Annotated in this window: 14 protein-coding genes; 8 read left to right on the top strand and 6 right to left on the bottom strand. The window is 45.2% G+C overall.

Features of this window, described 5'->3' with window-relative positions:
• The first annotated feature begins 206 nt into the window (after window positions 1-206).
• Window positions 207-794, top strand: a complete 588-nt coding sequence (locus ACFVTB_RS21120; RefSeq protein ID WP_387753609.1) for a sensor domain-containing protein — start codon at window positions 207-209, stop codon at window positions 792-794.
• Between the two features lie 114 nt (window positions 795-908).
• Window positions 909-2,714 (top strand): response regulator, encoded by a 1,806-nt coding sequence (locus ACFVTB_RS21115; RefSeq protein WP_387753607.1) that lies wholly within the window; start codon window positions 909-911, stop codon window positions 2,712-2,714.
• A gap of 125 nt (window positions 2,715-2,839) precedes the next feature.
• Here ACFVTB_RS21115 and ACFVTB_RS21110 read toward each other — a convergent pair whose 3' ends face one another.
• On the bottom strand, window positions 2,840-4,855 hold the full coding sequence (locus ACFVTB_RS21110; protein ID WP_387753605.1) for a serine hydrolase domain-containing protein: 2,016 nt from the start codon (window positions 4,853-4,855) through the stop codon (window positions 2,840-2,842).
• A gap of 243 nt (window positions 4,856-5,098) precedes the next feature.
• Here ACFVTB_RS21110 and ACFVTB_RS21105 point away from each other — a divergent pair, with 243 nt between their 5' ends.
• Window positions 5,099-5,629 carry a DedA family protein gene (locus ACFVTB_RS21105; RefSeq protein ID WP_387753852.1) on the top strand — a complete coding sequence of 177 codons (531 nt, stop codon included), beginning with the start codon at window positions 5,099-5,101 and terminating at the stop codon, window positions 5,627-5,629.
• Window positions 5,626-5,805 (top strand): Spo0E family sporulation regulatory protein-aspartic acid phosphatase, encoded by a 180-nt coding sequence (locus ACFVTB_RS21100; protein ID WP_387753602.1) that lies wholly within the window; start codon window positions 5,626-5,628, stop codon window positions 5,803-5,805. The genes ACFVTB_RS21105 and ACFVTB_RS21100 overlap by 4 nt, the downstream gene beginning before the upstream one ends.
• A 269-nt stretch (window positions 5,806-6,074) precedes the next feature.
• Here the strand turns inward: ACFVTB_RS21100 and ACFVTB_RS21095 are convergent, their stop codons facing one another.
• On the bottom strand, window positions 6,075-6,638 hold the full coding sequence (locus ACFVTB_RS21095) for a sugar O-acetyltransferase (protein WP_387753599.1): 564 nt from the start codon (window positions 6,636-6,638) through the stop codon (window positions 6,075-6,077).
• Window positions 6,639-6,903: 265 nt separating this feature from the next.
• On the opposite strand from ACFVTB_RS21095, the gene ACFVTB_RS21090 reads away from it, so the two are divergent.
• Window positions 6,904-8,001 (top strand): leucine-rich repeat domain-containing protein, encoded by a 1,098-nt coding sequence (locus ACFVTB_RS21090; protein ID WP_387753596.1) that lies wholly within the window; start codon window positions 6,904-6,906, stop codon window positions 7,999-8,001.
• A 98-nt stretch (window positions 8,002-8,099) separates the two neighbouring features.
• Here ACFVTB_RS21090 and ACFVTB_RS21085 read toward each other — a convergent pair whose 3' ends face one another.
• On the bottom strand, window positions 8,100-8,669 hold the full coding sequence (locus ACFVTB_RS21085; RefSeq protein ID WP_387753593.1) for a TetR/AcrR family transcriptional regulator: 570 nt from the start codon (window positions 8,667-8,669) through the stop codon (window positions 8,100-8,102).
• Window positions 8,670-8,796: 127 nt separating this feature from the next.
• Between ACFVTB_RS21085 and ACFVTB_RS21080 the strand changes: the two genes are divergently transcribed.
• Window positions 8,797-10,224 (top strand): MDR family MFS transporter, encoded by a 1,428-nt coding sequence (locus tag ACFVTB_RS21080; RefSeq protein ID WP_387753590.1) that lies wholly within the window; start codon window positions 8,797-8,799, stop codon window positions 10,222-10,224.
• A gap of 118 nt (window positions 10,225-10,342) precedes the next feature.
• Here the strand turns inward: ACFVTB_RS21080 and ACFVTB_RS21075 are convergent, their stop codons facing one another.
• Both ACFVTB_RS21075 and ACFVTB_RS21070 read right to left on the bottom strand, forming a co-directional pair.
• Window positions 10,343-10,867 carry a dihydrofolate reductase family protein gene (locus ACFVTB_RS21075; RefSeq protein WP_387753587.1) on the bottom strand — a complete coding sequence of 175 codons (525 nt, stop codon included), beginning with the start codon at window positions 10,865-10,867 and terminating at the stop codon, window positions 10,343-10,345.
• Between the two features lie 217 nt (window positions 10,868-11,084).
• Window positions 11,085-11,723: an NADPH-dependent F420 reductase gene (locus ACFVTB_RS21070; RefSeq protein ID WP_387753585.1), complete on the bottom strand. Its 639-nt coding sequence runs from the start codon at window positions 11,721-11,723 to the stop codon at window positions 11,085-11,087.
• A gap of 184 nt (window positions 11,724-11,907) precedes the next feature.
• On the opposite strand from ACFVTB_RS21070, the gene ACFVTB_RS21065 reads away from it, so the two are divergent.
• On the top strand, window positions 11,908-12,192 hold the full coding sequence (locus ACFVTB_RS21065; protein WP_387753583.1) for a winged helix-turn-helix transcriptional regulator: 285 nt from the start codon (window positions 11,908-11,910) through the stop codon (window positions 12,190-12,192).
• A gap of 174 nt (window positions 12,193-12,366) precedes the next feature.
• Window positions 12,367-14,292 (top strand): AraC family transcriptional regulator, encoded by a 1,926-nt coding sequence (locus ACFVTB_RS21060; RefSeq protein ID WP_387753580.1) that lies wholly within the window; start codon window positions 12,367-12,369, stop codon window positions 14,290-14,292.
• A gap of 167 nt (window positions 14,293-14,459) precedes the next feature.
• On the opposite strand, the gene ACFVTB_RS21055 is transcribed toward ACFVTB_RS21060, so the two are convergent.
• Window positions 14,460-14,636, bottom strand: a 177-nt coding sequence (locus ACFVTB_RS21055) for an IS3 family transposase (protein ID WP_387753850.1), incomplete at its 5' end; no start/stop codon positions are given.

The raw sequence follows: 14,636 nt of genomic DNA, 5'->3' as shown, positions 1-14,636 counted from the left end.
GAACCGTATCACAAGTAGGACGAAAAAACGATCGACGATGGACTGCTGCAAAATCGCAAGCATAAATAAAATCCCCGCCTGAGTGGAAATAAATCCATTCGGGCGGCTTTTTTTGCCGTTTTGTCATATGACATTATGACACTGGCGGATTTGACATCAAGAAAAGTAGAATACATCTACTACTTGCAAAGGATGTGGGCTCCTTGATGGCCAAAACCATCGTCAGCTTTGTTCAAAACGGCTATTTCCTGCTGCTTACTTTCGTTACTGGATTGTTTTACTTTAGCTTTTATCTGGTCGCTCTTACATTGGGCTTGACCCTTTCGTTTACCGTCGTGGGCGTCCCTCTCCTGACTCACGTTTTGCGGACAACGACTGCCTTCTTGCAATTTGAACGAATACAAACCAAGATCTATACGGACATTACCACCGAGCCTTGCGTTAAATCCGTCAACCTCGATGTGTCCAACTGGCTGCAAGTGAAAAAAGAGCTGCTGAACCCACGCAACTGGACCGCAATTGGCTGGCTGCTGTTGAAATTTCCGGTAGGGATTTTAAGTCTGATCAGTGCGACCTTGCTTTATGCGGCACCAGTTGTATTGATTGCGGTCCCGTTCCTCTATCCGTTTATCAACCTTTCCTTTATGGGGGCGACGGTAGATACGGTTGCCAAAGCCGTGATGGTGTCGGCCACAGGGGTCATATTAATGATGGTGAGCTACAGGCTTGCGGGCCGCTTGGCGTGCTTGATAGGCGGCTACACGCGTTTGATGATCAAGCATGTGAACCGGTAGACGCCAGTCCCGGCTTCGCCTCGTGGGTCGTCCGGTGGTATAGTTTACTCTATAGCAGTTTACTCAATACTAATTACGTAATGTCATACTGAAGGTCATTAGGGGTTGATGGTTTTGTTCGATATGGTGAAGCGCTGGTACTGGTACGACTGGCTCATGTTCATAATCCGTCTGATATGCAGCATTTCTCTCGCGTTTACGACCATAGGGCTGCAACAATATTTCACGCTGCCGATTGCGGTCCTTGTGCTGTGGCAGCTACTTTCTTTTTCCGTTCCATGGCTTTGCTTGCAGCTCGATTATAAATACTATCTGTTTACCGAAATCGTGATCTCGGGCGGGTTGTGCTTGTATCTGGCTTCATTTTTTCCGCAAGCCTACTTCTCATTCCTGCTGTATGCCTTTTTAATTGCTGCCCACAGCGCGAAAAGGGCCTATCTCTGGTCAGGGCCTGTATCCATATTGCTCATACCCGCCTTAATCAAGCTGATTGCAGAGCAGAGCGAATACTGGGTCATGGCCGTTCACATCGGGATGGCGTATGTCTTCGGATTCTCGTTCCATTTACTTTCGCTCAATCATCGTCAAGGCGAAATTATCCGCGATCAAAATGCGGTGCTGGAGCAGTACCTGTCCCAAATCGAGCGCATCACGCTTGCCGAAGAGCGGAATCGGTTGTCCAAAGATCTTCATGATACCGTCGGTAATGCCTACACTTCGCTCATTATGGGATTGGAAACGTTGCGTCCTGAACTGTCAACGGATACAGGAACGGAGAGGCTCGATTCCCTATTGAACCTAGCCCGCCAGAATATGGAGGATGTCAGAGGCTACGTGCATCAAATCGAATCGCCGCATGAGGCGCTCCCGCTGCTTCAGTCTTTGAGGAAGCTGGCGGAGGAGTTTCAGGAGCATGCCAAGGTGACGGTTCGTTTCCATGCCTACGGGGAAGAATACCCTATAACGAAGCAAGCGAAGACAGCGCTCTATCGCTGCGTGCAAGAGTCGTTGACGAATGCCGTGCGTCATGGACACTCGACGGAGATTAAGGTTTCCGTGCAATTCGAGCCCCAACAGACGAGACTGGAAATTCAAGATAACGGCCGCGGGATGGAGCAAGGGCGGGAGGGCTTCGGCCTGAGCGCCATGAAGGAGCGAGCGATGAATTTGCAAGGCCATGTGGCCGTCTATTCAGAGCCGGGAGAAGGCACTCTCGTTACCTGTACACTACCTAGACAAACGGAGCTTAAGGATGAAGTCATCCGCCTGTTGGTCGTCGATGACCAGCCCTTTTTCCGTGAAAGCCTGCGGACTCTGCTCGAGGAGCATCAGGATTTGCAGGTTGTTGGGACGGCAGAGGATGGCGAGCAAGCGATCGAGCTGTGCAGGCAGGTTCAGCCGCAATTGGTGCTTATGGATTTGGAAATGCCGAATGTGGATGGAATCTCCGCATCTCGTACGATAAAAGAAACGTGGCCCCACATCCGCATTCTGATTCTCACCACGTTCGAGGATACTAAACAGGCTCTGGAGGCGATGCGAAGCGGGGTGGATGGATACTTGTTGAAGTCCATGCAGCCGTTAGAGCTGGCCGAAACGATACGCACCGTCCATCGCGGGGGCACGCTGATCGATCAGGGCATGTCGCACAAATTGTTTGCCCAATTGGAGTTGGAAGCGGACAATAGCGGGGATGATCCTTCGCCAATCAAAGCGTCATCGAACTATGAGTTAACGCCGCGGGAGCTTGAGATTTTACAGTATGTTTCGAAAGGGCTGCGATATAAAAGCATTGCTTCCAAATTGTATTTATCCGATGGTACGGTTCGAAACTATGCATCATCGGCTTATGTAAAGCTGGGGGTCCGCAACCGGGAGGAAGCGGTGCAAAAAGCCAGGGAGGCCGGGCTTCTGGAATAACCCTCAAGTTATCTATTATGGTGGCGGATGCCGACCTACGGAGTGATTATGCTTCGTATGATCGAGCACCCGCCATTTCCATTTTTAAAGACCGTGTATTATTTTTTCAGAATGATGGTTTCCGTTTATTTACGGATTGGCAATGTGTAGTAATCAAATGCCAGATCCAATAAGGCACTCGCTTCCTGCCGCTTCAGCAGCTGCTTGGAACGGAAGTTGATGGAGCCGTCCGAATTGATCTTGGTATCCGGGTCCATGATGCCTTGGGATACAAGGATTGTGATGGCTTCAACTGCCCAGGCATCCGTTTCGCCACTCAATGTAACCTTGTCTCCAGGCTCAGCTTGCTTCAGGTTTTGGATCATAACTGCCGCCATCTGTCTGGTGATAGGAGAATTAGGCTTATAATTAGGCAATCCCGATATCATCTGCTTCTTGTTTGGTTCGACCGTATAAGGCATGGTATCCCAGCCATGGGCACGCAGCAGCAGCTCTGAGAACTCACCCTGAGTCATTGTTCCATTCGGATCGAAGAGGGTGGCCGACTTTCCGTCCATGACCTTCAAAGCATGAAGATTTTGAATATAAGACGCATACTTGCTGTCCGCCGGTACATCAGTGAATGGCGCATCCATATCTACTTTTTGTGCATAACCCACGTAGTGCGGAAGCTGCATGTAATAGAAATAGGTGATTTGGCCGGCCCCATTTTTTTGAAAGGCCACTTTATTGCCAGATTCATCTTCAAAGAGTAAAGGGTGGATCATTTTCAGCGTACTCTTGCCCAGATCTCCTGTCTCCATAACCAATTTTCCGTCTGAATAGGAAACGTCGGTCCTCATGGATCCAAGACGTGTATTTTTATACAATCCTACGTAGTCCTTAGCCTGCTCTTCACTGATTGTCGAGTAGGTTGGCTGTGGAGCCTCTTCTTTTCTTGGGAAATAATGATTCATAAATTCCTCATACACGTCGAGACTCATCATGGAGTCGTTATTGTAGGACATGTAGAACGCTGTATTTTCCTCTGGCAGAATAACAATCAAGGAAGAATTACCGGTTACATTTCCCCCTTTGATAACCACATGATGACCATTCATCTTCTCTGTGAAGTAGCCTTCGAATCCGATGGTTGTGACAGGGAACTCTTTGTCAGGGAACACTTGGTAGGTATGCATTTGCTCGATGCTCTTGGAACTTAAAATTTCTTTGCCTTCATACGTTCCGTTGTTCAGATGCATCATGAGGTACTTCACCATGTCATCTGCGTTTGATACCATGCCGCCGCTAGGCCGATCGGTTGGTTTGAAACCCTCCAAGGGGATTAGATCGCCTTTTGGATTATAATGGGCAGCCATTCTGCTGAGCAGCTCGGGGGTAAACCGCACATTCGTCGAGTTCATGCCTAACGGCTTGAAAATATTTTCCTCCATATACTGGGCGAATGACATGCCTGATACTTCTCCTACCGCATACCCCGCCAGTGTGAATCCAAAATTATCGTAGGTGTAGGCTTCCCCCGGAGGCCTGACGACAGTCGGCATATTCGCTTCGAGAGACTCCTTCATCGGGAAGAATTGATTCACATATTCCGGTTCCGATCCCGAGAGGACATCCGGTTTGTCAAAGCCGCTAGTATACGTAAGCAGATCGAACATCGTCAGTTTTTTTCCTGTTGTATTCGGTACCTTCATCCCGCCCAGGTATTCCTGGATATCGTGATGCAAATCAATCTTTCCCTTATCGACCATCTGCATAGCTGCCAATGCCGTGAATTGCTTCGTCACAGAACCAATTTGGAATACGGTGCTGCTGTCTACCGGAATTTTATTTTCCCTGTCGGCATAACCGTAGCCTTTGCTTAGCAGCACTTTTCCATTCGATACGACCGCAAAATTAGAACCAACCGTATTATACTTCTTCATCGCGTCCGCAAAAACGCCATCTGCAAAGGCCTCTAGTTCCTTGGCATCCTGTGGCCCCTCCTGACTGGCTTTCTCAGTTGCCACTGGCGGGGGAGCCTCCGGGGTATTGGGTGCGTTCCCTGATCCCATACATGCGGTAATGAGCGTAGTAGATAATAGTAGAACAGTTAATAGTAGAACTGCGCGATTCGTTCTCGTGCGAATCCATTTCTTCATAAATGATGTCTCCTTGTCCATTAGATTTGCCTCTTAACGATCGGCTGAGCCCAGTATGGCAAAGGAGTTGTCACACCAACAAGTTGCATTTCGTCATCCATGACATCCAGCCGCTTTGAAAGCGTCATGTGACAATTCGGCACTAGGTTTATTGACAAGGAGGGCATTAAGATACGTGGAAAGGGCGATGAATCATGAATCATTCAGGATGCCCAAAGCCATTAGAACTGGAGTGTGAACATCATCGCTTTCTTACAAGATATCGTTATCCAATACGGTTATATTGGCATCTTCCTCTGCCTTACGCTTGGCATTATTGGTTTGCCTGTGCCTGATGAGATTCTCATGATGATTGTTGGTTATCTTTCTTCAATTGGACTGCTGCACTTCCCGGTATCCCTTGTGATCAGCGTCCTCGGGGCTATGAGCGGCATGCTGTGCAGTTACTTCCTTGGGCGGAAGTTCGGCAAGCCGCTGCTGCGGAAGTATGGAAAATGGGTCAGGCTCACCACTAAAAGGATAGAGAAGACAGAGAACTGGTTCGAGCGTTACGGCCCCTGGGCGATATGCATCGGTTACTATATTCCAGGGTTCCGCCATCTGACTTGCTATCTGGCAGGGATGAGCGCCATGAACCCACGGAAATATATACTCTTCTCGGGCTTGGGAGCCCTGTGCTGGTGTGCGATTTTTATTTCAATTGGATATTTTCTAGGGGGCTATATTGATTTTTCGGATTATCATGGTTCTATTTTGGGGTTGTTTCACTCTTGAGAAAGCCCATACGATTGAGTAAGGCGGATTTTCAGGACAAAATCGAACGGCTGCGCGGCGAGTTAAACGAATTGGCGGATAGATTAGGAGTCACTTCAAGAGTCGTTCTGTTGAAGTCTCAAGAGTTGGACAAGCAGCTGAATGAGTACAGCCTAATGCTTGGGAAGGGAGAGTAAGTGGGATTATGGGCTGGATGAACCAACCAGTGGAGAACAAAACGGAGAAAATGAAAAGACGTCCTTTGCGGAGGAGCTACTGCTTTAACAGTGCCTTCTCCGCAAAGGACGTTTTCCTATATGGTGAACCGAACCTCTGCGGACACCATCAAGGCGGAACTACCCGAGGAGGCCATTCTGGCCATCGGATATCACTAGGAAACGGGTTGAGACCACATGAAGGTTGTTCTTATATTTCTGACAGTGATAGAATTACCGATTGGCCCTGATTAAAGGTCTTTTTTCAAAGAGCGGATAACCTTGCACGGATTGCCGACAGCCAGACTATCTGGCGGAATGTCCTTCGTAACGACACTGCCTGCCCCAATCACGCTGTTCGCTCCGATCGTCACGCCTGGCAGGACTATAGCGCCTGCACAGATCCATACATTATCACCAATATTGACTGGATGTGTGTATTCCAATCCCTCTAACCGCTGCTCTACATCCATAGCATGTTCTTCCGTTATGATGCAGACGTTGGGCGCAATAAATACGTTGTTGCCAATTGTAATTTTCCCGCTGTCCATGAGCTTGCAGTTAACGTTGAGAAAAAAATTATCTCCTACCGTGGTATTGTACCCGTAAGTACAGAAAAGCTGCTGCTCTACAACGCAATTTTCTCCGGTCTTTCCCAGCAGCCCGCGGATGGCAACCTGTCGTGCTTCGCGGTCCATCGGGTGTATATTGTTATATTCATATAGCTTTTTCACGGTTTCAGCACGATCTGCGACAAGCTCTGGATCACCAGGTTGGTATAGCATACCAGCATGCGATTTTTCTTTTTCGTTCACAATATCAACTCCTTTATTCATATCAGCGAAAGTATTTTAATATAAGGGATATTAAGATTCAACTATAAAATTGCGTCATTGGCATGAACGAGCTGCAATTGACGTAAAAACCAAAAAGACAGCGAGTCCCGATAGCGGATACTCGCTGTCTTTTTATATTTGGCCGAAGACCCGTTCAAATTAAGCAACCAAACCAATAATTGTAACGTTTTTACCTGTAAGACAAGATATTTGAACAATAGGGTTGAGCCTAAGGGGGAGAGCAATGAATATCACCGATGATTTTGTTGATGAACCATTTAGAAATTTCGTCTTAGAAAACTTTTGCGAAAATCGTGAATTTATTCAGAAGAGCGATGTAGATAAAATCATATCGCTAAACCTTGCTAATCAAAATTTCTATAGTTTAAAAGGGATTGAACATTTCACATCGATTGAGGAGCTAGACTGCTCATCAAATATATTAACTGAGCTTGATATTAGCAAGAATGTAAACTTGCTAACGTTGAATTGCGGTTTTAACAGAATTAGAAATCTTGATGTCAGCCAAAATTCCATGCTCATTAAGCTGGAGTGTTATTGGAACATCCTCTCAGAATTGAATCTTGAACAGAACACAAATTTGAAGGAGCTAAATTGCAATCATAATTCAATATTTAGTTTGGAGCTTGTTCAAAACTCGCTGCTAACTCGCCTTGATTGCGGGAGCAATTATTTGATGAGTCTTGATGTGAACGCTTGTGTTAGCCTGATCGAGATCCGCTGTAACCATAACCATTTAACAAAACTGGTTGTAAGTCAAAACACGGCTTTGCAGAGTTTAAGGTGTTTTAATAATCACATCTCAAGTCTGGATATCAGCAATAATCCGCTTCTAGTCGAGCTTTATTGCTCTGAGAATAAAATCTCGAGGCTGGAGACAATTCATAACCCAAAGCTGGCAAAACTAGATTATTCAAATAATCTCATCACTGAACCAGACCATGAAGTTAAGGGTGTGGGAACTTTTCAGTATGATGCTTCGCTTTCTTACTATGAGACAAAACTCAGTTTTAATGGGAGAGAGCTTTCTGTTTCAACTGATATGCCCACCAAGGCTGAAATGGATCGGTTATCGCCTACAATTAAGAAAGCCTGGGAGGAACTCAGCGAGCTCAATAAAAGGGCACTAGACCATATTGCAAACCTGCATCCGGATGAAGATGTAACGGAATTGGTCCTAGCTAATTTGGTATTTGAAGGGGATACCTCAATTAAGATTGGTTACGATGCAGGCGACACCCCAGCTGGAGGACTTTACATTTATGTTGAGTTTAATGAGGAGCTTGAGATGAATCCTGAGTTGATTTATGAAACTTATTGAGGAGAGCCATGGTCATATGAAATCCAAGCGAGGAAGTGAAACACTTCCATTTATAAGAGAGAAAAGGAGCTGCCGTGGGCAAGCTCCTTTTTGTTTTTTTACTCATTCACCAATTTATGAAAATAATGATCCATCTGGGATACGCTCACCCGATCCGGGTTTTTACGCCACCATTCGCTTAAAGCAACCATCGAGGACACATGAAATTCCGCTAACAAATCATAAGGGATATCGATCGGTTTCGAATGTTCAAAGAACTTTAATGCGTCTTTTTTCAATATCCGCATGGAGTAAGCTGTCATGCAATCAAAGAAAAGTTCATCACCATGCTGCGCACGAACTAACTTGTGAGACGCGGAACCTTCAAAAAATTCATTGGACCAATAAAAGGGTTTTAAAATCCTTTTTTCTAATGGAATATCCCAATATTGCTCCATCAGTTGATTCAGCCCGTACTCCAGCAACCTAAATTTATCATCAAAGTGCTTATAGAACGTGGAACGATGGACCATTGCTTTTTCGCAAATTTGATCAACTGTGATTTTTGAAAACTTCATCTTTTCTTCTGTCATTAGATCAAAAAGAGCCTTCCATAACATTTGCATGGAGCGACGTTTTCTAAGATCCAGATTCATTTCCCCCTTTATACCGCCCATTTTCTCAGACATTTATTTGAAACTGTCTTCTAACAATACAAAGCAGGTGTAATGAAGATATTTTGCAGCCCAAATGAACATTATAATGGGAATCGACTTCATTACTTAACCTACATTTGTACGAAAGGAAGGCACTTACATGGTATTGGATTTACAGAAAGTGAAGCGAATGCCCATTATGGTCTCCCTCATGATGGGAGCATTTGTAGCGACATTAAACGAGACGTTGCTGGGCAATGCCCTGCCTGTGCTGATGAAGGAGTTTCAGGTCGGCGCCACCACTATACAATGGCTAACTGCGGCTTACCTGCTCGTTGTCGGCGCACTCATTCCCGTAACGGCTCTCGTTCAGCAATGGCTTACGACAAGACAACTTTTTTCCATTGCCATGATTACCTTTTTAATAGGTACGATCGTCGCTGCAACAGCCCCCACTTTTATGCTGCTATTAGCCGGACGAGTGATTCAAGCCATTGGTACGGGACTAATCATCCCGCTGCTGATGAATACGATATTAAATATTTACCCTGCGGAAAAGCGGGGCACGGTTATGGGGGTGCTCTTTTTAATATTTACATTTGCCCCTGCTATCGGACCTACACTTTCAGGCATTATTATTGATGCAATGAATTGGCGCTGGTTGTTCTATATCACCATTCCCATTACTATCATTTCCATCCTCGTCGGTTATATCTATCTTGTAAATGTAACCACGATCACAAAACCTAAAGTTGATGTGTTGTCCATTATTTTGTCGACATTAGGTTTCGGCGGTGTTGTATATGGATTCAGTGCCACAGGCAATGAAGGATGGTCAGATCCGCAAGTTTATGGGGCAATTATCATTGGCAGTCTAGCCTTGATTTTATTCGCAGTTCGGCAACTGAATATTTCAAACCCGATTCTGGAATTGCGTACCTTCCGATTTCCGATGTTCTCTCTCGCGATTATCCTATTAATTGTTGTTATGATGGCGATGTTCGCAACGATTACCTTATTACCTATGTTTATGCAAAGCGTACTGCTAGTGACCGCATTTCAATCAGGACTCATGATGCTGCCGGGAAGTGTCGTAAATGGACTGATGTCTCCCATTTCAGGAAAACTATTTGATCGATTTGGTGCTAGAGTCATTATTATTCCGGGTCTATTAATCGTCTGCATTGCGATGTATCTCTTTACCGCATTCACACTGGAGTCGACGAACCTGCAAATCATATTAACGCACAGTCTATTAATGTTAGGCGTGGCGCTCGTTCTAGTCCCCGTCCAAACTTATGGGTTGAATCAAATTACGCCTGAATATTATGCGCATGGATCTGCTATTTTCAGTACGCTGCAGCAGGTTTCAGGAGCGATTGGCTCAGCATTGTTCATAGCAACTATGTCCGCGCGCTCTCGTAGTCATTTGTTGCAGTCATCAAGTCCTGATGATGCAACTGAACAATTTACGGCATCTGTTGCAGGTTATAGTGACACGTTCATGCTTGGCTTCATCATCTCGATCATTGCCGTGGTGGTAGCAGTCTTTCTAAGAAAAAATGCAAAAGAAAAACAAGCGGCTTAATCTCTTCCGCTAGTTATTGGACTGCCCTGCGGCAACAAGCAGGGCAGTTCTTTTCTCTATAAGTAAAGGGCGTGAGCGTGGCGATGCCAACTCACGCCCAGATGACGTATCAAAAGCTTTAAGATTTCACTGTATAATGCAGTTGAACCATTTGTCCGTAACGTTTGGTCTCGGCTAGGAAAAGCTTCAATTCCGGATTGTCCTTCTTGAACAGCGGAATCCCTTTCCCTAAAATCGTGGGGATCACTGTAATGATAAACTCATCAACGAGATTATTTTTCAAGAATATGTCAAGAATTTCCGCTCCACCGACAATCCAAATTTTTGATCCGTCTTGCTCTTTCAACTCCTCAATGAACTCCGGTACATCTCCGGTGACAAAGGTCACATGCGAAGTTGGCTCCTGTTCGGAACGTGAGAATACATAGCACCTCTTATCTGGATAGGGAAATTGATCAGCTAATTCAAAGGTATGCTCGTATGTTTTATTTCCCATTAATACCGTATCAATCGTCTCATAGAATTCGCTATAGCCGTTGTCTCCTTCACCTTCTGCTTCATAGAGCCAATCAATCTCTCCATTTTCTCGCGCAATGTATCCATCCAAGGATACTGCAATGTATAATGCGACCGGACGCTTCATTCCTTCATCTCCGTTTCGAATATTAATTCCTGCTGCCTATTCATCATAGCATTCAAATAAGTCATCTTATGTCATATATGGCCTTAACAAATTTGACCCAACACTATGAACAAGCTCACTGTATGATTAACATTCCATAATAGAAGATGCGCAGGTAAGTAAAACTGCGTTTTGGAAGCACTATTTTTTATGGAGTTTTCCTGAACGATTAGAATACTCAATGCGTTAGCAATGCAAACGCCGATCCAGGAGACTCTAATTGAATTTCACTAATCACGCAGGCGAGCATAATTGATTCTTGCAAGCGGCTCTGTCGAATGTCGCCAAGGTCGACAATCGTAGACCAGCCAATATCTTTCAGAAGGGCATGAACTTGTTTTTTGGATGAAGTATGATTTCCGGAAATAAACATGATAGGGGAACCTTCATTGAAATTTGGATGAATCATGATCTTGTCGCTGACGGTATTGAGTGTTTTAACAACATGACTATCCGTTAACATCTCTTGGACTATTTCTCCTGCGGATGTGTCGTTAAGCAATAAACGCGGTCCGTTGACAAAATGAACGGCATTGCTTACATCAATGACCGTCTTATTTTTGAAATAGGCAGGATCGATGGTTTCAATTACATCTTTTAAGCAGAACCATGGCAGTGCCACAATAATAACCTCGCCAAATCGAGCTGCCTCTTCAAAAGATGCAATACGTACGGACATTCCTTCCTCTTGCCTCCAAGAAAAATGATTCGAATCAAGGGGATCTCGGCTGCTGATCACTACCTGATGCCCTGCCATTCCTAATCCTTTGCCTAAAATCTTGCCTACATTCCCTGCCCCAAGAATACCAATGTTCATTCTCATCATCTCCTCCTTATGAGTGATCATAGGAGCTTATACGCTTATGAACAATTAGGCACTTTTTAGTATCCAACATTGGATTAGATTTTGGAGTATAATACCAGTAAAAATGAGGTGAGAAAATGCCTGTTCAGCTAAACGACTGCCCAGTCGAGGTTGTCATGTCTATGATAAGCGGCAGATGGAAAATCCCTATTTACCGCATTTATTTAAAAATGACGAGCCAGTGCGTTATAGCGAATTACTGCGGCAATTTCCATCCATTTCGAAAAAAATACTGACAGAGCAGCTTCGCGAGCTGGAGCGGGACGGAATAATCGCAAGAAAATCATATCCCGAGCCTCGACCAAGAGTAGAATATGGGCTAACTTCGTCAGGACGATCCATGATCGCTTTTCTTGATAGGATGAGCGAGTGGGGAATTAAGCACATCCAACCAATAGTGGACAATGAATCTTCATGCTAATGTTGGTCACAGAACAGGTCTGTAGGATTCCGCTAAAATCATAATTAGCCAACGTTAAAAGAAGCCGCTCCATTGTTTGGAGTGGCTTTGTCTTATATAATGATGTATATTTTATGGTCAACTTTGCTTCTTTGAGCTTAGATGACTTCAGGGCAGGGGAGGCTTGGCCAAGGTATGGATATCAACGATCTTATTGTTCAATGGAATCATGCGAATTGCACCATTATGGATGTTCGACGCATCACACTTGGAGCCGGTGAATCCATACGCTCGTATTGCGTGCCCTCTAGCCTGTTTCTGATGTCGATTCGCGGCAATGCTGCCGTTCATCTGGCAGGGGAGGTTCATCGCGTGCAGCGCTTTACAGTGCTTCATGCAGGCAAAGGCGCGGTGCTCGACATTGTCGCTGGCAGCGAAGGTCTGGATTACTATAGCGTATATTATAAAGCGAATTTGAATTCCCCGTTACCCTCGGAACTTAGCGCGCAGCGGGCTCAATCCTTTGATATTCCGTACAGCATAACGCCGGACAATCCGGTAGCGCTGCATCAGATCATGAGCGAAATGATTAAGGAGTGGAAGTGGCAGCCGCTTGCACGTTTACGAGTTCGGACTTTACTGTATCAGTTTGTGCATGAGCTGCTTCGCCAAATGTCAGTGCACGGTATACGCTCGGCTAAGCGGGATCTAGCCGCTCAAGTAGCAGATATAATCCATGAACATTACGCAAGTAACATTACGTTGGAATCATTATCGGAGAGCCTGAACTATTCCGTTCCTCATCTATCTTCCTACTTTAAAATCCGTACAGGACTTAGCCCAATTGACTACTTAATTAAGGTTCGCATTGATAAGGCGGCGGCACTGCTGCTTGAAACGGATGCTACGTTGAAGGAAATTGCAATTGGCGTTGGCTATCAAGACCCGAGCTATATGGGCAGACTGTTCAAAAAGCATAAGGGCGTGTCCCCAATAGGCTACAGGGAAGCGAATGCCGATAAAAAGAAACTAGCAGATAGTCCGGTCATAACCATGAGATCCTCCATTGTCCCTCCTGAATCATTTATTTATACTGATCTTATTGATAACGGTTATCATAATCAGTGGGATGGAGAGGGAGACTTATATATGTTTAAACAATCAAAACCTATGCTGGCTTCGGCACTGCTGCTAAGCCTCATATTGATACTGAGCGCATGCGGAGCGAACAGTACAACGGAGAAAGGTGCTTCACAGTCCAATCACAATGATGCTTCGGCGGCATCGGACCATCCAAAGACCAAAATCGTCAAAACAGTCAACGGCGATGTGGAGATTCCCCTGCATCCCAAGCGAATTGTTGCGGGCGAGTATCTTGGCAGTTTAATTGCACTGGGCATTACGCCGATCGGAACATCCGACCACCATATAAAAAATCCATATTTTCAGGAGTATTTAAAAGAGGTTGCGAATATAGGGGACGGTAATGGCAATGTCGAGCAAATCTTATCGCTTGACCCGGATTTGATTATTTTGGATGATATGTATCCAGAATTGAATGAGCAGATGAAGAAAATAGCGCCGACTGTCGTTATCCCATATGCTTCTCTCAAAACGGTACACGAGGAGGTCACTTATTTCGGTGAACTTCTTGGTCAAGAAGATAAGGCGAAAGCCTGGCTCGAAGACTATGACAGCAGAATCGCGAGTGCCAAAGCCAGTGTATTGAAGGTTATCCCTGCGGACAGTACGTTTTCCGTTATTGAAATCGCTGGCGATAAAAGCCTAATGGCCGTCGGAACCGACTACGGCAAAGGAGGACAGCCGATCTACAATGGTTTCGGGTTCAAGCCCCCGGCGGAGATTGCCGCTGAAATGGCTGAGCCGGGCTGGGCTTCGTTCTCTGCTGAAGTACTATCGAAGTACGCGGGAGACTACATCATTCTTACCTCCGACTCGCAAAAGCTGGATGATATTAAAGCCGATCCGATCTGGGGCCTGCTGCCGGCAGTCAAAAACGATCACGTATTTCTTTGGACTAGCGATCGCTCCGGTTACTGGGATCCGATAGCTATTTTAAGTCAGACGGAACAATTGGCTGCATGGCTGACAAGTCTCTAACTTTAATGGGTTTTTCATAAAAAGAGTTGCCTTAAGGCTGATCGAACTAAACTCGACCGCCTGGGGTAGCTCTTTTTTAAATGTAATGGTGCTTTTCGATTTCATTCTATTTGACGGTGAACTGTAACCTCATTTATAGACAGTTTAAAAAAATGGTTACCAAAGTCTTAGGCAGCAATGAGATGGCTTCTGAACTCATCAGGAGTCATCTTTTTTAATGTCCATTGGTAACGTTCAGAATTGTAATGGGTCATGTACTCATTAACCGCTAGACGTAGTTCCTTAATAGACGAGCAGTCTTTGTAGTTAAGTTCGTCTTTCATATGACCAAAGAACGTCTCCAT

It is taken from the genome of Paenibacillus sp. NPDC058071 (genome assembly GCF_042885235.1).
Taxonomy (GTDB): Bacteria; Bacillota; Bacilli; order Paenibacillales; family Paenibacillaceae; genus Pristimantibacillus.
Note: the sequence above shows the minus strand (reverse complement) of the source record. Positions and strands in the feature narration are given on the sequence as shown.